Annotated in this window: 16 protein-coding genes and 1 riboswitch; of the genes, 2 read left to right on the top strand and 14 right to left on the bottom strand. The window is 53.6% G+C overall.

Features of this window, described 5'->3' with window-relative positions:
* Window positions 1-449 precede the first annotated feature (449 nt).
* The 14 genes from BCV73_RS12850 to BCV73_RS12785 form a co-directional block, all read right to left on the bottom strand.
* Window positions 450-2,714: a glycoside hydrolase family 3 N-terminal domain-containing protein gene (locus BCV73_RS12850; protein WP_089547394.1), complete on the bottom strand. Its 2,265-nt coding sequence runs from the start codon at window positions 2,712-2,714 to the stop codon at window positions 450-452.
* A gap of 287 nt (window positions 2,715-3,001) precedes the next feature.
* A complete protein-coding gene (locus tag BCV73_RS12845; RefSeq protein WP_089547393.1) occupies window positions 3,002-4,825 on the bottom strand; it encodes an APC family permease in 1,824 nt (607 codons plus the stop codon).
* 135 nt (window positions 4,826-4,960) lie between these two features.
* Window positions 4,961-5,124: riboswitch (cyclic di-AMP (ydaO/yuaA leader) on the bottom strand.
* Between the two features lie 204 nt (window positions 5,125-5,328).
* The gene (locus BCV73_RS12840) at window positions 5,329-6,360 is read right to left on the bottom strand and encodes a phosphotransferase enzyme family protein (protein WP_143811855.1); all 1,032 of its coding nucleotides are present in this window, start codon (window positions 6,358-6,360) and stop codon (window positions 5,329-5,331) included.
* Window positions 6,361-6,504: 144 nt separating this feature from the next.
* Window positions 6,505-6,834 carry a hypothetical protein gene (locus BCV73_RS12835; protein WP_089547391.1) on the bottom strand — a complete coding sequence of 110 codons (330 nt, stop codon included), beginning with the start codon at window positions 6,832-6,834 and terminating at the stop codon, window positions 6,505-6,507.
* A gap of 1 nt (window position 6,835) precedes the next feature.
* Window positions 6,836-9,007 (bottom strand): PrsW family intramembrane metalloprotease, encoded by a 2,172-nt coding sequence (locus BCV73_RS12830; protein ID WP_256992836.1) that lies wholly within the window; start codon window positions 9,005-9,007, stop codon window positions 6,836-6,838.
* Window positions 9,008-9,229: 222 nt separating this feature from the next.
* Window positions 9,230-9,646: a hypothetical protein gene (locus tag BCV73_RS12825; protein ID WP_218828132.1), complete on the bottom strand. Its 417-nt coding sequence runs from the start codon at window positions 9,644-9,646 to the stop codon at window positions 9,230-9,232.
* A gap of 439 nt (window positions 9,647-10,085) precedes the next feature.
* Complete coding sequence (locus tag BCV73_RS12820) at window positions 10,086-10,325, bottom strand: hypothetical protein (RefSeq protein ID WP_076165300.1); 240 nt, start codon at window positions 10,323-10,325, stop codon at window positions 10,086-10,088.
* On the bottom strand, window positions 10,325-11,437 hold the full coding sequence (locus BCV73_RS12815) for an oligopeptide/dipeptide ABC transporter ATP-binding protein (protein ID WP_218828131.1): 1,113 nt from the start codon (window positions 11,435-11,437) through the stop codon (window positions 10,325-10,327). The genes BCV73_RS12820 and BCV73_RS12815 overlap by 1 nt, the downstream gene beginning before the upstream one ends.
* Complete coding sequence (locus BCV73_RS12810) at window positions 11,434-12,429, bottom strand: ABC transporter ATP-binding protein (protein WP_076165302.1); 996 nt, start codon at window positions 12,427-12,429, stop codon at window positions 11,434-11,436. The genes BCV73_RS12815 and BCV73_RS12810 overlap by 4 nt, the downstream gene beginning before the upstream one ends.
* 27 nt (window positions 12,430-12,456) lie before the next feature.
* On the bottom strand, window positions 12,457-13,311 hold the full coding sequence (locus BCV73_RS12805) for an ABC transporter permease (protein WP_076165305.1): 855 nt from the start codon (window positions 13,309-13,311) through the stop codon (window positions 12,457-12,459).
* A gap of 3 nt (window positions 13,312-13,314) precedes the next feature.
* Entirely contained in the window at window positions 13,315-14,316 is a 1,002-nt protein-coding gene (locus tag BCV73_RS12800; RefSeq protein ID WP_076165307.1) for an ABC transporter permease, read from the bottom strand.
* A 39-nt stretch (window positions 14,317-14,355) separates the two neighbouring features.
* A complete protein-coding gene (locus tag BCV73_RS12795; RefSeq protein WP_089547388.1) occupies window positions 14,356-16,329 on the bottom strand; it encodes an ABC transporter substrate-binding protein in 1,974 nt (657 codons plus the stop codon).
* 253 nt (window positions 16,330-16,582) lie between these two features.
* Window positions 16,583-17,422, bottom strand: coding sequence for a helix-turn-helix domain-containing protein (locus tag BCV73_RS12790; RefSeq protein WP_089547387.1), 840 nt, complete (start codon window positions 17,420-17,422; stop codon window positions 16,583-16,585).
* A 174-nt stretch (window positions 17,423-17,596) separates the two neighbouring features.
* Window positions 17,597-19,384, bottom strand: coding sequence for an SgrR family transcriptional regulator (locus tag BCV73_RS12785; protein WP_179231982.1), 1,788 nt, complete (start codon window positions 19,382-19,384; stop codon window positions 17,597-17,599).
* Window positions 19,385-20,419: 1,035 nt separating this feature from the next.
* On the opposite strand from BCV73_RS12785, the gene BCV73_RS12780 reads away from it, so the two are divergent.
* The gene (locus BCV73_RS12780; RefSeq protein WP_089547385.1) at window positions 20,420-22,192 is read left to right on the top strand and encodes a sensor histidine kinase; all 1,773 of its coding nucleotides are present in this window, start codon (window positions 20,420-20,422) and stop codon (window positions 22,190-22,192) included.
* Window positions 22,185-22,922 carry a LytR/AlgR family response regulator transcription factor gene (locus BCV73_RS12775; RefSeq protein WP_089547384.1) on the top strand — a complete coding sequence of 246 codons (738 nt, stop codon included), beginning with the start codon at window positions 22,185-22,187 and terminating at the stop codon, window positions 22,920-22,922. Before BCV73_RS12780 ends, BCV73_RS12775 begins: the two co-directional genes overlap by 8 nt.
* Window positions 22,923-23,093: the final 171 nt, after the last annotated feature.

Below are 23,093 nucleotides of genomic sequence, written 5' to 3'. Positions count from 1 at the left end.
CTTACGTACAGAATAACTTATATATATTTATTCGTCAAATTATTATTTTACGTAATTATAAATTATATAGATGGCACGCACCAGTATGCGGCGCTTGTTCCATCACAGCCTCTAGCTCCACGATAAGATACTTATTATCAATTAGACTCATCATATCCGTTACGAATGATCTTCATTGTACATTAGTGTTAGTGTCAGTTGGCTTAGCTTTTTAATTTAAATCTTACGTCATCGAACAATCGCCCAGTTATAGATTTGCACCGCTGATACTCATGGACAGCATCTTATCTAAACCGTTCCTATAATAATGAGCCTGATCATTTATATCCGTCCACTTAAAAAAGTACAATAAAACCGCGCTTACGCGCGGCTAAAATATTGCTAAGTTGTTTTTATTTAACCAACCATTTAAAACCGGTTAGGCCAAATAACCACCATCTTGATACAAATTACTTCATTGTCACCGGCAGCACCCCGCCGGCTTTCAGTTGGCCTAGCAGCACTTTGATCCCGGCGGCTGTATTTGGCTCCTGCTTACCGTAAACTGCGATCCCCGAACGTATGTTCTTAATGTAGATCATTTCATATGGATTGCCCAGCGATAACAGCGTATAACGCTTGTTACGTTTGTTCATCTCATCGATCAACGTTTGATAATCGGCCCAGCCAAATTGACTGGCCACGTTACGGAACTGATATGAAGCCAGGATGACGTAATCCGCTTGATCCACCACCTGAAGCGCCTCATTCGCTTTTCCTTGCCCGACTAGGGCTGTTACTGTTTTCAGCGACAGGTTATTTGCGGCTTGCTTCAGCTGTCTCTCGAGCTGCTTCGCCTGCTCCTCATCGGCTGCGACAATCGCAACCCGATCGCCTTGACGAATGGAATCCGGTTGTGCAACGTCACGGCTGGCTAACAAGGTGACCGCTCGCTCTGCGATGTTCCGCTCCACTGTACGATGTTTCTCGGAACCAATGACACCATTAAGCGCAGCCAATTGCTCTGTAAGGCTTTCGCTGCGGTCAAACAAACCGTATTTCGCTTTCAGCTCCAAAATCCGTTTCACTGACGAATGGATGGTTTCGATCGGTATCGCCCCGCTCTTCACCGCGTTCACCAGCGTTTGGTGCGCGGCTGCCGGGTCTTGCGGCATGAGGATGATATCCACACCTGCGGAAACGGCACGTACCACCGCTTGATTTTCGCCAAAATGCTCCGCGATCGCATTCATCGTGAAGGCATCGGAAATGATGACGCCTTTATATCCAAGCTCCCCCCGGAGCAGCCCGGTCAGCACCTTCTTGGATAACGTAGCAGGGATCGGCACGCTGCTTCCGCCCTTAAGTGATGTGACGTGTTCGTTGTCTACTGCTGGAAACGCAATATGGGCGGTCATGATCATCTCTACTCCGTTATCGATGGCAGACCGAAACGGTTTGAGCTCAACGGCATCGAGCCGCTCCCGATCATGCGAAAGCACCGGCATTCCCAAGTGGGAGTCTACTACCGTATCACCATGGCCTGGAAAATGCTTGACCGCCGCGATCACTCCCGATTGCCGCAGTCCTTGGATCTCTGCGAGACCCAGTCGTGTCACCAAATCCGGATCCGAGCTAAACGACCGCATCCCGATAATCGGATTATCCGGGTTGCTGTTAATGTCGAGCACCGGAGCAAAATTGACCTGAAGCCCGAGCGCCTTTAGCTCTTCCCCTGTCAGCCGTCCGGCCGCTTCGGCGAGCGTTGTATCTCCGGTTGCGCCGAGCGCCATTTGACCCGGCAGATTCGTACCTCCGGGGATTCGTTTAACGACCCCGCCTTCCTGATCGATGCCAAGGAACAGCGGAATGTCGCCTGCCTCCATCTGCAGATCATGCGTCAAAGTGGTGACCTGCCGAGCGTCTACGATATTTTTATCAAAAAGAATAAGTCCGCCCAAATCCTGATCATGGATGCTGCGTTTGACTCCTTCATTGACCGTAGTCGTCACTTGCCCGTTCCATTGCCTGATGTCTGGCATGAGCATTTGGCCGACCTGCTCGCTGACCGTCATGTAGGACATCAGCTTATCCCAATCCTGTGCCTGAATGGCCCCTTGACGTTCGAAGCGAATGACCCGTGACATAAATACGGCAAACTCCGCACGCGTCACAGATCGATCCGGACGAAAGGTGCTATCTGAATATCCGCCGATCAATCCGTTGGAGCTCATGATGAGAATAGGCGCTGCCGCCCAATGCTTTGCTGTATCCGTTATTGTTACGGGTTGCTGGCCTTTTACGAGTGAATAGGCCCGTGTAAGAAACGCCGCCGTTTCGGCACGGCTCATCGGTGCATCCGGATGGAAGGTGCTGTCAGGAAATCCGCTGGCCAGCCCATGTTTTGCGGCGATGGCAATTTCAAGATAAAACGGATGGTTCTTAGGCACATCTGTATAGGTCATGCCGCCGCCCGTTTCTTGCTGCAGCTCCTGCGGATAAAGCTCCCGCACCATGAAAGTAACGGCCTGCGCTCTTGTGACTTGTCTCTCGGGCATAAACTTCCCGTTACCGTATCCAGCGACGGTTCCCCGTTCGGCCATATAGGTGATGCCGTCTTCCGCCCACTTCGAGTGCTGCAGATCGCTAAATCGTTCTTCCGCAGCTGCGCTTCCTGCCCATACGAGCACCGAACCGAGTACGGCACCGAATATCGTTATTAGTTTCCCATTCATCTGTTCCACCCCTGTTGCTGTTCTATATACGTTGATTAGACGCAATGGATGAATTTTTGTTGCGTTAATCCTATGACACCCTGCACATCGTGAAAATATACGGATCCCCTACTCTGAAGGAAATAAGCCATCACTCATAAGCCCTTACTCATAAGCCATTACACTCAAGCCATTACTCCCACGGGATTACTCTTTCCCATCATATATATCCGCTGCTTTTACGCAAAAAAAGACCGCCGGCACAGATGCCGGGGCCTGATTACGAATGGTTTGAACCATCTGAATCGCTATTTTTTTAAATGATACGGTACCGTTGTCACAACAACATCTTTGCGGAATAAAAGATAAGTCCGGATCATCAAACTCGTCTGGTTGTGCAGCAGATTGTGCCAGCTCCGCTTTGGAATAAACTGCGGAATGATCACTGTGACCTGGTAGTTGGATTCGCTGGCTTTCCGGTGCACCGTATCGATAAATTTGCTAAGCGGATGAATGATGCTCCGGTATGGAGAATGCAGCGTCACAAGGCGCACGTCGGGCCGCCATTTTTGCCATTTTTCCTCAAACCGGTTCTCTTCTTCCCGTTCAAACGGAATGTATACCGCAATGATCTGATCCGCCGCCAGCGACTTCGCATAATTCAGGGAATGCTCCACGACATGCGTAATGCCCGAAACGGGGAGAATGATCACATTGCCTTCAATCGGTACCGCCGGCTCACACGTCGACAGCCGCAGCTGCTCGCCAACCGCCTCATAATGCTTCTTGATCCGGTGGAACAGATACACGATCAGCGGCAAAAAGATCAGTACCGGCCAAATTTGCGCAAACTTGGTTGCGAAGAACATCACCGACACCGTGAAGCTGATCAGCGCGCCGATCGTATTGATGACGAGCTTCGTCACCCAACCCTGCGGTTTTTCCCGGATCCATTTGACAATCATTCCCGTTTGCGAGAGCGTGAAAGGGATAAATACCCCTACCGCGTACAGTGGGATCAAATGTTCCGTCTGTCCGTGGAAAGCGATGATCAGCACGATGGACAGTAGCCCAAGGATGATGATTCCGTTCGAATATCCCAAACGGTCACCGCGGACAGTAAACATCCGGGGAATAAACCGGTCTTTGGCTAAATTGACCGCCAGCAGCGGAAACGCCGAATATCCGGTGTTGGCCGCCAGGATCAAGATCAGTGCCGTCGTGCCCTGGATGAAAAAGTACATAAAATTCCGTCCGAACGTCTGATTGGCAATCTGGGATACGACCGTCTCCTGGGGATTTGGGGATATACCCAAATAATAAGCAAGAAATACGATGCCCGAGAAGAGTACAGCCAGCAGAATCCCCATTGCCATCAAGGTTTTGGCCGCATTGTTCGGGGCCGGATCCTTGAAGTTCGGGATGGCGTTCGAGATCGCTTCGACCCCGGTCAGAGCGGAGCTGCCCGAGGCAAAAGCTTTTAAGAGCAGGAACAGGCTGATTCCCGCCACCGGCGTCCCGACCGGCGTATGCAAATGCGGTGAAACGTGACCGGTCACGATGTTGTACATACCGACGCCGATCAAAATGAACAGCGCTAAGGCGAACAGATACACCGGATAAGCCAGGATGGAGGCGGACTCGGTGACGCCCCGCAAATTCAGCAGCGTGATGAGAATGACGAAGGTGACGGCAATCCCCACCGTATGCTCATGCAGCGCCGGAAACGCCGAAGTCAGCGCGTCCGTGCCCGCCGAAACGCTGACCGCAACAGTCAGAATGTAATCTACCAGCAGCGATCCGCCGGCCACCAGCCCGGGATAGATTCCCAGATTCTGTTTGGAGACGACGTAAGCGCCGCCGCCATGCGGATAAGCGAAGATGATCTGCCGGTAGGATAAAATGAGTGCAGCCAGCAAAATCAGTACGCCGATTCCGATCGGTATCGAATACCAGAACGCCGCCGTGCTGACCGTAACCAGAACCAGCAAAATTTGCTCCGGCCCATACGCTACGGACGACAGCGCATCGGAGGATAGAATGGCCAAAGCTTTTTTCTTATTCAGTTTTTGTTCTCCCAATTCGGTAGACTTCAGCGGCCGTCCGATCAAAAGTCTTTTCAATGCTGCCATAAAATGTTTGTCACCGCCAGTGTTAGAGTTGAAATGCTCATGATGTACCCGTTAGACACGTGTTCAACCCTTTTTGGGCACAACAAAAAAAGCCGCAGGAAAGCTGGACCTTCCCGTGGCTTTACGCGCACGACAAATCCCTCTTTCATAACGCTTACGAGGTTAGCTGACGGATTCGGGACCGAAAGTATCCCTACACTCAATAAATGAACATCAAGTGATTCACCCCTGGGACGAAGGCTTAGCTTCCTCCCTTTGGTTCCCCCGCTCCTGATTTCAGAATTCAGCGATCAAGGAGTATTACGTTTCAGGTTCACAAGTTCACGATTACGAATTGAATCTTACTCCTTCCGGATGCCTGCTGTAAAGAAGCAAACGGTTTGAGATACGTATGAAAAAATTCAAAAGAACTTCATGTCAACGCTTACATTGGCGGCAATCTATTAATTTCTGGCTGTAGCTGTGCATATCGCTTGTTTACGCTATTAAATTCATTCGGGCTTCTATATATTTCGATCCGCCGCATTCCTCAGTGAAGCCTCTACGGTATCCAGCCGGTTCAAGCAGTGATGCCGGACCATTTCGAGGTCGTTATCCAGCTGGTCTGGCTCCAGGTCACGCTGCAAAATATTCAAGCACCAATGGGTCAGGTTTCTCAAATGATGGCGGTATGCATAATAACGCAGCAAATCCGGGTTCAGCTCCATCTGTTGACCTAGTTCCTGCTCATACCCTTTGAGAAAATGACCCAGTCCGTCCCCGATATACCCCACGATATCCAGCTCTGGCGGCGCAAGCATGGCCGCTTCCCAGTCCAGGACGACAAGCCTGCCGTCTGCGGTCTCCATCAGATTCCCTCCCCACAGATCACCGTGGCAGAGAACATTGGGGGCTGGGTCAAGAACGAGACGTTCACGAACCCCTGTGATCTGGTGCAGCAGCTCGGTTATGCGCGTTTGCTGAGGAATAACAAGCTCACGCAGCAGCTGGCTAGCGGGACTTGAACCGGGCTGAAGATCTTCAAGCTGCTCCAGGCATTGGATCAAATGCTCGGAAAAGGAGACATCATACGTTTCAACCGCAAGGCCGGATGTGGTAGTGAAAGGAGTCAACTTCCGAATCCGCGCCGCCAGCCGTCCAACACGCTCCAAGTTATGCTTGGAAAAAGGGTAAGCCTCAGCTAAGGTCTCTCCTTCGATAAATTGAAACAGCACCGCTGTGCAATCAGGAAGGGAAAGCAGAAAAGCACCGCTTAAGGTTCGGAATGGACAAGGCAATTCCATAAATCGGCCGGTCTGATGCAATTCCCACATAAAAGGCACATAACGCCTGCACCGAAGGATGCCTTGGCGGTGGCTGTCATTGCCATGGTCAAACAGTTTCAGATAGTATCGCGTCCCGTTTTCTCCCTCCACCCGGTAAGAATAGGCCGAATCTCCATAAGGGATAAAAATAAGCCTCCGGGCAGCAATTCCGTAAGCTTCGTTCAAGTGATGCACAAAAGCCCCTTCGTCCATTCGATAAGACTGCCTCACTTCGCTCTCCCCTTTCCCCTTTACATCACGTAGCGCGGTTAAAAGCAATCAAGCCCGGTGTCTGTGTAACCCGGACTTGATCGCACTCACCTCTTAGGAGATTAAAACAATCTTTCATTCATTCACCAATGTTAACAGGCAATGTTAACCGATGTAGACCACCGCACCGCCGCGCCTGTACGCCTTTGGCAGTTCCGTCTCCAGCAGCTCGAGTCTGCGTAACATGTGGTCGAGGTCGTCCCCATGCATGTGGCTTCGCGCCCATTCTTTAAGCTGGGACACTTCGCCCAAGACAGCCGGGATGTCCTCGGACTCCACGTCTGTACCGTCCTGGAAAAGTGCGACCCACAGCAAGTTCAACTCTTCCACCGCCGGCACCCAATATTTCTGGAAAAAGGATTCCGTCGCCACCGGAAGCATAAAGGACCGTTCAAATTCGTCTTCCGGGTCCACAATAATGGCGCTGATTGACATGTTATTTCACCCCAAATCGAATGTTGAATGTATAATCCGGGAATTCTTGACGCAGCTTGTTCAAGCTGTTCTCCGCGGCTGCCCGTAACGCCGGCGAGTCCCCGTCCAGCTGAAACTCAAAATGCCGGATTCCTTTGATTTGCTCCAATGTCGGGATCTCCGACGTTCCATCAGGCGTTGTTCGCGTCCCAACCGCCTTCTCCATCAGGTTGTTGATCCGCACCTTCGTTTTCTGGTACAACTGCTTATCTGTAAATTGCTGCGGCGTCTGCTGCGGCTTGCCCGTTTTTGGATGGATGCGGTCGAGCCCTTGTGCCGACTTGGCTTCATAGAAGATGCCCTTCTCCAGATCGACGCCGTCAAACTCCCCAAGCGCTCCGTTCTTGGCATCGTGGAGCTCCACCCCACGGTACTTCGCTTTGCTCCAATGCACGTAATCGTCTGCATCGTTCTTCGGCGGCTGCTCCTCGGGATCTTTTTCCTTCTTTGGCGGTGGATCCTCTCCATCCGGCTTATGCGGCTTCTTGGGCAGGTCAGGTTCCGGCTTCGGCTCCTTTCGCCGTTTAAGCAGCTTCTCCAGCCAATCCTTCAGCCTGCTGCCGCCCTTCTTTCCGAAGCGTTCGGCCAGCCTGCCGAAAGGAACACGGCTCAGTGCCAGCGCAAGCAGCGTAGAGATCACATTTTCGGGGGTGAGCAGCCTTTTTGGATCGCGGATATCCTTAGCGATTTCGTGGCCGCTCGCCGGTATGCTCGCCGCCGTTAAGGCAATACCGAGTGCCGGCCAGAAGCTGACGAACATGAAGGACAAAGCGAACGCTCCGAGCACGATGGCGCTTTTTTCCCAAAAACCGAGGCGGTCCCACCAGTTCTGCAGCGAATCGAACATGCATGAGAAGCAAGCCGGATCGGCGGGATGGACGTGCGCCTGGAAATAAGCGGCGAAGCCCGCCAGCCCGGCGACCATCAGAAGGACCGCGGTTACACCGGCGGCGGCACGGAAGTGCTTCAGCATTCTCGTCTGCAGGTCACCCTGCAGCGCGGCGGCTTCTTGATTGCCGTATAGGAGCGAGAAGCCCAGCTCCCTGCGTTCCCGGGTCCAGGACATGACGCTCGCCAGCCGTTCCCTGCGGGTCAAGAGAGACTCCAGCATATACCACATCTCTGACACCGGGTTGATCCATCCTTCGCCTTCCATTCTCGGCAGCCGGCTTTTCACCCGATTCAACGAGACATAATCCAGCACGAGCCCAATTGCCAGCATCAGGAGGAACACGCCTTTCGTGCGGTATCCGCTCCCCGTCAGGTCGCTGATTTTCATAAACCAGTCCGGCAGTGAGCCCTGACCGTTATAAGCGGCATGATCGATGATCGACCAGACGAGCAGCAGTGCGGGCAGGGCGAAGATGGCGTCGCTCAGCCGCTTGCGCAAACGCACGGCCAAACCGAGCCCTAAGGTTATCATGCCGGTGTGCACCGGATGACTGACCGACATGATGGTCGGAAAGATGCTTTCTTCAAACCGGCCGGGGAACAGTGTCCAAAAATCCCAATGGATGGTTTCCCCACCAAGCATCGTCACACTGTAGCCGTACGTCCGCCCGATGATGCCGGAGTTCAGCCAGCGGCGCGTCAGCTCTTCCATCAATTGAAAGCCCACGCCCGCCCCGGCTCCGGCCAGCGTATAATCGGCTAGGCTCATGGAGGAGGCGCGCCGTGAAAAAAGCAGAAACAGACCGAGCGGCAGCAGCTTCCACACTTCCTCGAAGATCGGGGTCAGGACGGCCTGGGACCAGGTGTCCCGCGTATCCCCGCCAAACAGGCCGTGAGCCGCGAGCAGCGTAAGCGCCGTAACCGGGATGACGAGAAAGATGCCCAGCAGCATAAACATGGCCGCCTGCTTCCAGGTAAATGTTTTGCTCCGGCAAAGAAACCAAAACTGCAGCATGACATAAAAGGACCATAAATACTGGACGAGCATCGTGCGTGAATCCCGGTACAGGAACAGGCCCAGGATAAAAAACAAAAGGGATACCCAGCACCAAATCGTATATAAGGTTTTGAGCCATGGGAGGCGCCGGAGCGTTCCCAGCACCCACCGATACACCCCTTCAGCGATATCCCTGATTCCGTTTCGGATGTTCCAGATCGTATCCGTTTCCATCTCCTCCTTCATGGCATCACCCTGATTCTGAGGGGCTGTCCTGACAAGAGCTGTGAAGATATAAGATCGGCTTCCTCCCCAATATACCTTATATTCGTCTTGGGTTGGGCAGTGAATATGGGGATACAAACCAAAACTGGACCATTTTCCCCCTCCAACGGGACTAAGGTCAGCCGAAAGGCCGCCGCTAACCGGCACGAGTGGTGCATAGCTCCTATAATCAATCCGCCCTGTTCACTCGTTTCTGAAGATCTGCAGGACCGTTTCCGAAAGAACCTGCTCCGGGACGTCTCCGTGCAGCGTATACAGAAAATCATCTTTCACGAAACGATACACCACTTTCTCCGTTCGGTCATCGCGAAGCTCCTTCGTGGATGGAACGGCTTTCTGGTGAGACAGAACCGGATAAGGGGACGGACCGCGCAGCCGGGTAACGGACAAACGTAATCCATTCAGGTAACGGATTCGGATCTCCGGTTCCATAAATTTATCGTCATACACCTCGACCGTGCGAATCTGATCTTCATCCGGAAAACGAAGCTCGCTTCGAAGAAGCACCCTCGCCTCCTGCATCGTACTTGGGCGCAGGTTTCGGTCCCAAAATAGACCTGCACTCAAAATCATCAATACGACCAAGGCTGTAACAGACATTGCACTGATCAGTATAAAAAGAAGCTGTCTGCTTTCCTTTTCCAACGGTCTGCTCCTTCCCGCTACGGTTTGAATATACGTGTGTATATTAACGACGCGAGAACACAGGCAAGGGTTACGGGGGTTAACCCGATACAAAATATAAATTTAATGAAGTTGGACGCGGTTACTCCTGAAGGATCCGTTACATTTGATTTCAACTTGATATTAACCTGTATATGCGGGGCAAAATTCTGCCGGGACATGGCGGAGAATGATACTTATTAATGATATAATTAATATGATTAAATAAAAATGGTAACCCCCTCTTTTTCCTTTAACATCGTGCCTATGAAACCGAAAAGCACGCTCCCCACAGCGGGAATCGTGCTTTTTAAGGGTGATTCGGTAATTGATTCATGCCATTAATTATTGGGTGTCCGTCCTTTAGTTCCGAAAGTCACTTCCCATCGGGCTCCTGTGCCTCTTCCAACCTGCGGCGCTTGGCATCCCGCATTTTACGCCAGACGGAAACGAGAATGATGCAGCCGGAGAGAATGATATTGATCCAGACCGACAGAACAACCACGACATACGGCCCGGTGCCGGGCTTTACCGCTGTCAGGGAGACGAAACAGAGCAGCAGCAGGACTAGTGACATCGAAAGGACGATTCTGGACAGTGCTCCGAAGTCGCCCATCACACGCTTTTGATGGCGCCGATGTCAGCCATCTTGCGCTGCCACAGCTCATACGCCTCCTCCGCGTAATGACAAGCCGTCTGCTCCGAGCCCACCAAGCGGAGCTGGGGCTCTTCCGAGGAGCAGCGGTCCGTGGCCATCGGGCACCGCGGATGGAATCGGCAGCCAGACGGCGGTTTGGCCGCGTTCGGCATCTCCAGACTGCGCAGTGGCAGATCCGCCATCGCTTTGGCGATTTCGGGATCGGGCGTCGGAACGGCGGACAGCAGCGCCTGCAAATAAGGATGCTTCGGATGGCTGAGGACATCGTTGACCCCGCCAAGCTCCATCACGCGTCCGAGATACATGACGGCCATGCGGCCCCTTCCGGCGATGTAGCGGGCCGTTGCCAGGTCGTGCGTAATATAGATGATGGCGATGTCCAGCTTGCGGTTCAGCTCTGACATCAAGTTCAGGATCGAGATGCGAAGCGACACGTCGATCATGGAGACAGGCTCGTCGGCCACGATGATCTTCGGATTCAGCGAGATGGCGCGGGCCATCAGAATCCGCTGACGCTGGCCGCCTGACAGCTGGTGCGGGTATTTATCGAGGAAGCGCTCCGGCGGCGTCAGGCCGACGGTCTGCAGCAGCTCGATGACCCGTGACCGGGCCGCCTTGCGACCGCGGACGATTTTACGCTGCAGGATGGGGGCCGACAGCGACTGGTAAATGGTCCGCATCGGATTCAGCGCGGCATAGGAATCCTGCTGCACCAGCTGAACGTCGCCGCGGAATTGGTTCGCCTTCTCGCCGCTGAGTTTCGTTACCTCCTGCCCCTTGTACAGCACCTTGCCTGAAGTCGGCTTTTGCAGGCCCGTGATGATGCTGCCAAGCGTCGTCTTTCCGCATCCGCTCTCGCCAACCAGCGCGATGATTTCGCCGGGATGAATGTCCAGGCTGACATCGACGACAGCTCCCACTTTCTGGGGAGGACCAAACATGCCCTGGCTTCGTTCAAAGTACATGCTTACGCTATCGAGCCGCATCAGCGCTTCGGAACTCTCCGTTCTGACCGCTTCCCGCAGCCGCTGTCTGGGCTCTACCTCAAATTCGATATTTCTGGCATTCATGACGTACGCACCTCCGCAACCGACTCGGGATTCGGATATAAATGACAAGCGACTTCATGCCCAGCGGGCGTATACACCTTGATCGGATTCTGTTCCTTGCATTTCGCGTGCGCATATTCGCACCGCGGGTGAAACGGGCATCCCGGCGGCATGTTGAGCAAATCCGGCGGTGATCCGGGGATCCCCTTCCGTTCCGACACGTCTTCATACAAGCTCGGAACAGCTTTCATGAGCTTCGCGGTGTAAGGGTGCTTCGGCCGCTTGAACATATCGTAGACGTCGCCGGCTTCGACGACGTTGCCTGCATACATCACGCCGACCCGGTCGGCGGCTTTGGCGACGACGCCGATATCGTGGGTTAGGAGCAGCATGGTTATATTCATGTCTTTGTGGATCTTTTTCAAAATATCAAATATATAAGCTTGAGTGATCACGTCCAGCGCTGTCGTCGGCTCATCAAGGATGACGAGCTGCGGATCGAGCAGCAGGCTGAAGGCGATCATAACCCGCTGCTTCATCCCGCCCGAGAGCTCGTGGGGAAATGAATTCAGTACCCGGTCCGGATCAAGCCGGACATAATCGAGCAGATTCCGCGCTTTATCCACCATCTGCTTCTCCGTATACGATTTGGAATGGGCCCGAAACGTCTCGATGATCTGATCCTTGATTCGGGCGACGGGATTAAGCGCGTTTTGCGCCGCCTGAAACACCATCGACACTTGCTCCCATTTATAAGCCTGCAGTTCTTTTTTACCCAGGCTCATCACATCCCGGCCATCAAACGTGATCGATCCGCCGGCAACGCGTCCGGGAACCGAAATCGCCCGCATGATGGCGGATGCCATCGTGGATTTGCCGCTTCCGCTCTCCCCGACCAGGGCGGTGATCTGTCCCTTGGGGATGACAAAATCGGCTTCATTGACAGCCCGCAGCAGACCTGCGCGCATCGGGAATTCGATCGTCAGCCCCCTCACTTCCACCAATGGTTCCATCATTTTCTCCTCCTTCATCGCCGGCCCTTACGATCTCAGTCTCGGATTCAGCGCCTCTTCCAGCCCGTTGCTGAAAAAGATGCAGGCCATTTGGAACAGCCCCAGGCACATGATCGGCGAGATCAGGTAGATATAGCCTTTGGGGTTGAAGATGCCGCCGGTGTTCTGTACGGCCAGCTGGATCATCATCCCCCAGTTTGTCGGGGAATATGGAGCTAGACCGAGCATCATCAGACCAACGCTGGCAACGATGGCCCCTTGGGCCGCCATAATAAAGTTGATCGCCAGATACGGCGTCAGGTTCGGAAGAATCTCCCGGAACAAGATATAGGGCGTTTTCAGGCCCATAATCCGGCAGGCGATAATAAATTCGCGGTTTTTCAACGACAGCAGCTGGGACCGGATCGCCCTGGCGAGCGGCGCCCATGACCATGCCGCCAATATAAAGGAGAACATGACCGGATTCTTGATCTGCACGAGCGCGGCGACGATCATCAGCACGGGAAAGCTCGGAACGGTCAGAAACAGGTTGGTGATGAACATCAGCACCGTATCGGTTTTGCCTCCGACAAAGCCGGATACCGCCCCAATCACGAATCCGAGCACCAGCGTAAACAGGGCGGCGAACAGCCCAATCGACAGCACGTCCCGGGAACCGTATACCAGCTGCAGGAATGTATCCCTGCCGCCGTAGTCGGTGCCCAGCCAGTGGGCGAAGGACGGGCTCTTATACCGGCCGTCGAAGTTGACAGTCATGTCCAGCGAGGCCATCATGGGCCCGAAGATGGCCATAAAGATGAAGATCGCCAGGATGATCATGCCTGAGAACGCTTTCTTGTTGCGGTACATCGTCTGCCAGAAATCGATAAATCCTTGACTCATCCGTCAGCCCTCCTCCAGCTTGACGCGTGGATCCAGCTTGGCATAAATGAGGTCCGAGGCCAGGTTGGCCAGAATGACCGCGATGCTGGTCACGAGCAGCAAGCCCTGCATCAAAGTATAGTCGCGCTGCTGTGTTGCCTGCCCGATGTAATAGCCCATACCGGGATAACTGAACACATTTTCGATCAGCGGCGATCCGCCGAGCATAAAGCCGAAATTGACGGCCAGCGTCGTAATCAGCGGCAGCATGGCGTTGCGCTTGACGTAACGGCTCATCAGCGTCCGTTCGGAGACCCCGCGGATGCTGGCGGCGACGATATAATCCTCACCCAGCACGTTGACCGCGCTCCCCTTCATCGTCAATGCCCAGGTGCCGATCGTCGTAATGACGTAAGTCAGAATCGGCAGCGCGCCGTGATACAGCACGTTTAGGATGAACGGAAGGTTGAAGCCGGGCTCCACGATCGGGTCATAAGCCCCGTTGACCGGGAACCAGCCGAATTGAAAGGCGAAAATAACAAGCAGCAGGATGCCGACGATAAAGTTAGGCACCGAGGACGTCAGGATCGCATAGATCGAAATGATCGGATCCAGGACCGTCTTGCGCTTGAACGCCATCATGGCGCCCAGGTTAATGCCGATCAGGAAGCTGATGACGAGCGACACGCTGAGCACAAACAGCGTCCATGGCAGCGCGTTGGCGATAATTTCGTTTACCGAAACGTTCTGATAGATCATGGACATGCCCAGATTGCCGTGCAGCAGTCCTCCCAGGTACCGTCCCAGCTGGGTGAAGATCGGCTCCTTCGGATTATAATTGATCATGGCCGTAATCTGGCGGTACGCTTCCTCGAGACTCATCCCGCGCTGGGTGGCAAAGTCCCTCGCCCACGTATCGATCGCACTGCCGGGCGTCATCCGCAGCAGGAAAAACGTAAGCAGCATCGCGAGGAAGACCGTGATCAGGGAAACACCGATTCTTTTTAAGACCCCTTTCAGGCTCATTCCTGTCACCTCCAAGTGTTTATCCGGCTTGTGCGGCCATTATCTCGGCCAATACTCTTCCGGCATGTACGTTGAGTTGAAGCCGTGGTTCAGGTGGGTGATGGCCAGCTGCTCATCCGGATCGGTAGCGAGCGGCATATCCCGGTTGTATTGAACGATTTGGTCCATCATCGGGAAGTTCCCGGACATCGTTTTGGTATTCAGCCAGGCGCCTGTGGCGTTCTGGAAGAAGTTCACGCCCCAGCAGTTTTCGTTGGCGATCCAGGCCAGGTTGTCGATGATTTTGCGGCGTTCCTGTTCGTCCTGAACATAAGGGAACCGCTTCATTTCCTTGTCGATATCGTACACTTTCCCGTCAATGCCCTTCAGCTTCAGATCGAGTTTGCCGGTATCGACTTCGTTGCCGTCCGCGTCCTTCTTCTTGACGTTCGGGAAGCCGACCTTCGTTTTCGTTCCTTGCCAGAACAGCACCCGCATCGAGCTCCACGGATTCTGGAAGCCCCAGGACACGTCAACCCAGTCCATGGACATATCGTATTGTCCCTTGTCGGCGTTGGAGAAGTAGATGGTGCTGTCCACAGCCTTCAGCTTCGTCGGAATGCCGAATTTGGTGAACTGCTCCGCAGCGATTTGCGCCGAGTTCACGCCTGGTGCCCAGTTGTTCGGCGCTCCGATGATGAAGGAAGGCACCTTGCCGTCAGGATCGCGCCATAACCCGTCGGATCCTTTGGTCCAGCCGATCTCCTTCAGCAGCTCGGCCGCCTTATCCAGATTCGTCGTATAATCGGTCATCTGATCGAGGACGGATTTGTCGACTTCTTTTTCGAGTGACGAAGGCATGATGCCCGTCATCGATATTTTCGGGTATTCCTGGCCGTAAAAGTTGCCGATTTCACGCAGCTTTTTCTTATCCAGCACATAGGTCAGCGCCTGCCGGAATTTGAGGTTGTCGAACGGCTTGTTGCGGATGTTGTACATCAGCCCCACGCTCGCCGGATCATACATCCGGTAGTGAACCAGATCTTTGTTCTGCTTCAGAAGCGATTCCAGAATGTCCTTCGGCGGGGTGCCGTCGTACCAGTCGAGCTTGCCGGCTTTGACGAGAGCGTATTGTGCCGAGAGTTCCGGAACGTTTTTGATCCAGATCTTGTCAAAATGGACCGCATCGGGTCTCCAGTAATCTTCAAACTTATCCAACAGCATATCGGTCGTCGTCACTTTTTCAAACTTATACGGTCCGGTGCCGACCGGAATTTTCGGGCCCGCACGGGTGAATTCATTCCAGTTCAGGGCGATTTTTTTGCTGAGCTCGTCCGTAATATCCAAGTTGAACGGTCCGTCCTTGGATTTGTCTGTAAGCGGTTTCGCTTCTTTCAGCAAAGCGTCGGCCTTATCCACGTATTTCTTGTAGATGTGGTAAGGAATTTGGCCCTGGAGATCCTGGGCGAGGAGCAGCTTTCTGAGTTCGGGATACGGCGCAGGGTTCATCCAGTGAAAAACAATGGTGTAGTCATCGGGGGTATCGATCGAAGTCAAATACTTCGTCACTTCGGCCCCGTTGTTCAGCCGGTAGTACGCCCATACATCTTTACTGGTAAAAGGGGCTCCGTCATGCCACTTTACGTTCTGATGCAGATGTACGGTCGTCGTTTGCTCGGTATCCTCGGAGGATTCCGCCAGCCGGTTGTACACATTGTTCATGGACCGGATAAAGAAGAAGAGGCCTTCAAACATGTAGCGGTTGTTCGTATCCCCGGTTCCTCCGGAGCCGAACGGGTTGCCTTGGTACAGCGGTGGCTTGGGCCATCCGCCCAAGACGTGGAAAATCTTGTCCTTGTTGTACTTGATCTGCGCATCCGGAACCGGCTGCTGCATATCTTTCACTTCGCCGGCGCTGAGCCGGTCCACCAGGCCGGGAGCTGAGGTGCCGCAGCCTGAGACGATCATTACGGCTCCGAGCACAATGCTTAAACAAAGGCCTGATAATCTTTTGCGTCCGCTCAAGAGGTTCATGCAGTTCCTCCCGTCTAGGTTATCTTCTCCAGAAGATTGGCTCCTGGAGTATTCCCTATTATAGCGAACGATTTCAGAATCAAGTTCATAAAAACGCTTACATACTCTCCCGAAAATGTATAGAATCGTTTCGTTTTCGACGGTCGAAAACCTTTATATTCAGTCTTTACCAGATGCCAGCAAACGGCTGGCACAACCCCTGTTCACAGCAAAAAGGCCCTTTGGACAAGGACCTTCCGAGTTATTCACAGCATTAACTTTCCCCGCTGCGCCTCCATTCCATCGGCGTCATGCCCACATGCTTGACGAACAAGTCATGAAAACGGCTGGACGAGCTGAAGCCGACTTCGGAGGCAATAAATTCAACGGGCTTGCGCGAGGTGTGCAGCAGCCGCTTGGCTTCGTCAATCCGCAGGGAAATAATGTACTGTTTAGGTGACATGCCGATGCGGTCGGTAAACTTTTTGCGGAAAATGCTTTCCGACAAATAGTGGTTCGCCGCCAGATCCGACACCTTCAGCGATGTATGGTAATTCTGGTGAATTTCCTTCAGCGCGTCCTGAATCATTTGCTCTTCAGGATGCTCCGAGGGGGCTTCAGCCGCTTGGTCGCAAGTCCCCGTATGATAAGCAAGCAGCAATGTCTCCAGAGCATTGCGCAGCAGATCGTAGGAATATTCGGTCTTTTCTTCCCGCCTGCATTCTTCCTCAATCTGGTGCATGGCGGCTAACGCGCGCTCTGCGGCGCCAGGGGTCAAAGAAGCTTTCAGGATCGGACCCGGACGCTGCGAAAACGCATGCGACATCAAATACTGGCAGTAAGGCGGAAGGTTCTGATCGTAGATGTGCAGCGAATAGCCTTCCCAGGCTTTGACACAGACGTAGCTGTGCTTCAGATCCGGCGGAATGAACAGTAGATCACCCGGAAGTGCTTCAACGTTCTGTTCCCCAGCGGCATAATAACCCTCTCCCCTTACGAGGAGGGTAATCTCGGCGGATGGGTGGGAGTGGGATAGAAATAATCCCTCCTTGTGATCCTTGTCGCTCGGATTCGTATGAAAATACACGATGCTGTCCATAAATCCGATATCCATCAGTGATCCCTGTCCTTTTCAACTATAATTGTAAAGACGGTAGCCTTACGATAACACATACCCTAAAGACTGTATGTCAGACGGAAGTATGGGGACGAATGGCCCCTGCCAGCCTTGAAAAAGGGTTCTCTACATGCATTGACGCCCCGTCACGCCTTGCATGCACCTGCAACCTCAGCGCTTGACCCATACATCCTTGTAGTTGATTTTACCCCAGGTATCCAAGGTGATGCCGCCTAAGGATTGATCGTGTCCGATGATGTGGATGCTGTGGTACATAAATAACAGATGATGGTCCCTCTTTAACTGATCTTCAATCCGCCTCAGCAAAATCCTTCTTACGGTGTAATCCGGTTCTGCCAGAACCTCGGACAGCGCCCGGTCTACCCCATCCCTCGCGGCTTCGTCCAAGTGGTTGCGGATATATCCGTAATGGGAACGGTACATTTCGATCAAAGACACGGAAGGCTCGTTACCGAGGACCTCTCCGGCATAAATCATATCGGCTTGTTTCAAGACGGATGGATTCGTGAGCTCACGAATCGGCATCACATGGACTTCCACCTTCACCCCGATGTCTTCGCAGGCCCGACGGATCCATTCGGTATCCAGCTCGTTACTGGTCATTTCGTAAGTGTACAGGGTCAGCGTTTCTCCACGGTAGGCGGATTCGGCCAGGCAGGCTCTCGCGAGCATCAGTTCCCCGCCCCGCCCGTACGCCTCGTCATGGTCATACGGATTAAAGCCCGAGGAGGGCTGTTCTCTCTTTCCTCCCAGCTCCTTGACCATCTGTTCGCGGTTAATAGCTAAATGGATAGCCTCCCGAAGCTTAACGTCATGAAGTATTCCGTCCCTCGACAGATTAAAAGTCAGATAAGTACTTCCCTCTTCGAGCCGGGTCAGCAAAGTACTCGTTTTCTTCTTACCCGTCGGTTCAAAATAGAGCACCTGCGTGTCACGTTCCTGAAGTCTGTCGGGCTTCAGATGCTCCAAATAGTTCGGCCAAACCCAAATCTCGATGCGGTCCATCATCGGCCGGCCCTGGAAATACCGCTCGTTCGCTTCGAGGATCATGCCGTTATCACTGTTCTCCTTCATAACAAATGGGCCTGTGCCTACCGGCATCCGCCGTATATCCCGGGTCGCCGCAATGCGGTCCAGATCTTTAGGTACGATGGAGAAGCGTTCTGAAGCCAATAGATGCAGAAAAAGGGCGTTAGGTTCACGTAGGTGAAAACGTACACTGATATCACTAAGAACCTCAACCCTTGCCACATTCGCCATGAACCAGTCCGGCGGATTCAGCTGCCCAAAGCGCTGGAACGTAAATTGAACGTCTTCGGCCGTCATCACCTTCCCGTGATGAAACAGCACGCCTTTACGCAAATAAAAGGTCCATTCGGTGTACTCGTGATCCGATTCCCAGTAATGGGCGAGCCCCGGCTTGATCACGTGACCGGCCGTGTCGAACTCCACCAGCGTGTTCAAAATCTGTCGAATCAGGTGGGTCTCCGTGCGGCGAATGACGAACAGCGGCTCGAGATCGGGCACCGGCCGGTAAAACGGGAAACGGAGAATGTCCTTATGGTCGGAAGCCTTCTGCGCACCAAACTGCCCGGCCAGCCAATCGGAAAAATGGGATTCGGCCAGGGGATCCGTATGCGCATGCAGCAGCCCGAACGCCTCGCCGACATGTCCTTTTAAAGCCAGTTCCTTGGCTTTGTCCAATAGCAGCTCCTGTGCATCGGCAACCAGGACGAGCCGCGACGTATTGCCCCGGCCCAAACCGCTCTGCCAATCAATAAGCCCCTGCTCCTTCATTTTCTGCACGAGCAGCTGTGCATTTCGCCGGGTGCATTCCCATATGTCCTCCAGCTCCTGCATCGTCACCTGGATCGAAGAGCCTCGGGGCTCGGAAGCAAAGTGTTGATTCAGTTTATTGTAGTAATGGACAACGTCCATATGAATTCCCCTCCTTTGCCATGAAAAGGCGAAAAATAAGTTCGCAGCTTTCGCCTTTCCCTTCGCCTTTTTCAAAATTATAATTTGACTTGTATGAAACGTAAAGAGGATGTATTGAAACATGTACTCGGCAGAGCCCCGGTAAGGTCCGTGGCGCCTACTAGTCCTACGGAACACTTCTTACTTGATGCTTTCTTGCATTCGTCGCCATCCCGGCTCCGGAGGAAAATGTATGAACTGGCGCTGTCCTTCTATGTATGATCTTACATAATCTTCGCTCGTCATGTCTATGTGCGCGGAATTGATGTTCTCCCCCATATCGTTCATTTCCCTGGAAACCGGTCACCGTAGTTGATCAATACAGCCGGGTTTTTGATGATGACCTTCGAACGCTGGGCCGAGCTAGGCTGGGGGCCTGCTGCTGTGAACGTTGAGAATCTTGTTGATCTAACAGCCAATGGTGCTTCCGGAATGATGGTCACAAACATCATCGTGTACGCCAAAGATCACTTGGAGTTCTCGCGCTATTGTATTGGGATTCGTTCTCTATGCAGCTGGAGCAGGCTGGATTCATGACGCAGCTGGTTCACACACAATAACAAACGCCTCTAGTGTACAAATGTCTTGGACGACTTTAAGGGAAATTCCGTTAGCTTCAACTTAAGCTGGCCCCATTTAGGTCAGACGGTGAAGTTCGGTGAGATGTTGCGCTTGCTGGTTGCTCCGGCTGCTCCATATACGCCTAGGCTTCATGTTCTTCTTCGCTTAAGCGGTGGCAAGTGAGATGATGAAGCCTACCCAATGAAGCTCTGCCCAAACGGGAAATCCGCGTCCGAATGATCAAATTATTTCTTGGGTAATCGCAAAATGTTCATAGGTTCGACATCCGCTGATGTCCCTCTATGTCGTTCATGCCGTTAAATGATTGAGGCAATCTGTCGAAACAGCACCGATTGAAAACGCTGCAATTTCCGATTATACTAGCTCCGCGGGTAAATCAACGAACAACGAACGATTGCGGAGGATGATGCTGACATGTTCTATTTATTGCCGCTTATGCTGGAAAGAGTCGGCATCCTGATTATCGTCGCCTTTCTGCTGTCCAGAATGCCGTCGTTCCGTCAGACGCTGCATCATGAGGATCGGCTTCCCGCCAAGCTGCTGCTGATCGTCATTTTCGGCGTGTTCGGCATGATCAGTAACTATACCGGTGTAGAAATTCATGGAGGCGCCATCGGCTCCGAAATCTGGCAGGCCGGCGTGCAGGTTGACAGTGCACTGGCCAATACGCGGATTATGGGCGTAGCCATCGGCGGTTTGCTTGGCGGACCGCTGGTCGGACTTGGGGCCGGGCTGATCGCCGGTCTCCATCGGCTGACGCTTGGCGGATATACCGCTGCCGCCTGCTCTATATCTACTATACTGGCAGGTGTAGTCACCGGCTGGATCGGCAGGAGGTTCCGGAGGTCCGATCCCGGTGCGCCATGGCGTGCGGTTGCCATCGGAATCCTGATGGAATGCGTACAGATGGGGATTATTTTGCTGATAGCCCGCCCTTTCGACGCCGCAGTTCAATTGGTTTCGGTCATCGCCCTGCCGATGATTGTCATGAACGGATTCGGCACCCTGATGTTTATGCTGATCATTCAGTCTATCCTGCAGGAGGAGGAGCGGACTCGCGCCCTGCAGACCAACCAGGTGCTTCATATTGCCGACCGGACGCTGCCCTTTTTCCGTCAGGGCCTGAACCCGGCATCGTGCCGGGAAGCGGCAAGCGTCATTCTGGAGGCCACGGATGCGGATGCGATCTCGATCACGGATCGGGAGCAGGTGCTCACGCATGTAGGTGCCGGCTCGGACCATCATGTCCCGCTCCACAGCCTGGCGACCCAGCTTACCCGGTCCGTACTGGAACAGGGACGGATGTCTGTTGCGACATCGAAGGAAGACATTCAATGCTTCCATGATGGCTGCAGCCTGCAGGCTGCGATCGTGCTTCCGCTGCAGGTGCGGAGCGGCACCGTCGGGACGCTGAAGCTTTATTATACGAACCCGGACCGGTTGGACCGTGTTCAGCGGGAAATGGCGGAAGGCCTTGGCCGCTTGTTCTCCACGCAGCTCGAGCTGGCCGAGGCGGAGATGCAGAGCAGGCTGCTGAAGGATGCCGAAGTCAAAGCGCTCCAGGCGCAGGTGCATCCCCATTTTCTGTTTAATGCGATCAATACCATTTCAGCGCTGTGCCGGACCGATCCAGACAAAGCACGGGAGCTGCTCATTCAGCTCGGAGTCTTTTTCCGGAGCAACCTTCAAGGTGCACGGCAGATCCTGATTCCGCTCAGCCAGGAGCTGAGGCATGTGGAAGCCTACTTGACGTTGGAGAAGGCGCGCTTCCCTGATAAATTCGAGATGACATTCGATATCGAACCGGAGCTTGCGGATTTGGAGATACCGCCGTTTACGCTTCAGCCCTTGGTCGAAAATGCCGTGCGCCATGCCTTCCATGGACTCGGTCCCCACCATAAAGGGAGCGTATGTATTGCCGCGAGCCAGAAAGGCCATGAAGTCATGATTGTAACGGCAGATAACGGCAAAGGAATCCCGGCGGAGCTGCTGGAACAGCTTGGTGAGCAGGCCGTTCATTCGGAAGACGGAACCGGCACGGCGCTGCATAATATCCGTAAGCGGATCGCGGAAATCTACGGCAGTGAGGGCTCGTTCCGGATCGTTAGCGATGCCCATACTCCCGGAACCCGAGTCGTGATTACGCTGCCTTTGCATCTTGCACATAGGAGGGAAATGCATGCTTAAAGGATTCATTGTCGACGATGAGCCGCTCGCCCGGGACGAACTGGCTTATCTGCTCGGGCGTACCAGACAGGTTCATATTGTCGGAGAGGCCGATTCGCTGGAGACGGCGCTGCATTCGATTGCGGAGATGGAGCCGGACGTCGTGTTTCTTGACATCCAGCTGGCGGAGGATAACGGCATGGAGCTGGCCAAGCAGCTCTCCGTTCTGGAGCAGGTTCCGGATATCGTCTTTGCCACGGCTTACGATGAGTATGCACTGCAGGCGTTTGAAGTCAACGCCTTGGACTATATTTTGAAGCCGTTCGAGGAAGAGCGGGTGCGGAAAACCGTCGACAAAGTCATGAAGCTCCGCTCCGCCCGTGAGAAAAGGGCAGCCCCTTCTCCCCCGCTGGGACCCGATCGTACAGGCAAGCTGGCGGTCAGCGCGGAAGAGCGGATCCTGCTTATTGATATCGACAACATCGTCTACGTGGGATCCGATGACGGCAAGAGCGAGCTGGTCACAACAGGCGACCGGTACAAGCTGAATGAGCCGCTGGTCAATCTGGAGCGCCGGCTGGCCGGAACTTCCGTCGTCCGGGTACACCGGTCGTACCTGGCGAACTTGAACGCGGTCACCGAAATTCAGCCGTGGTTCAATTCCGCCTGTATTCTCGTCATGAAAGACGAATCCAAGGTTCCCGTCAGCCGATCCTTCACCAAGGAACTGAAGCAGCTTCTCGGATTGTAATCTGAGGATCAACAACTTACCCGTCTTTTTGAGATCATTCCATTACCGGCGGCAGATGCCCGGCAGTCCCTTTCATGTCTGACTTATCCTGTTGGGGCTCACCCGGAATACATCTGTCTGCCATTCACCGCCTTCTTTTGGCTGTTCATCCTTTCCTCCCGACTTTTCGGC

The sequence above is a fragment of the Paenibacillus sp. SSG-1 genome, assembly GCF_002224835.1.
Taxonomy (GTDB): domain Bacteria; phylum Bacillota; class Bacilli; order Paenibacillales; family Paenibacillaceae; genus Paenibacillus_AQ; species Paenibacillus_AQ favisporus.
This window is presented reverse-complemented; position numbering and strand designations above follow the sequence as displayed.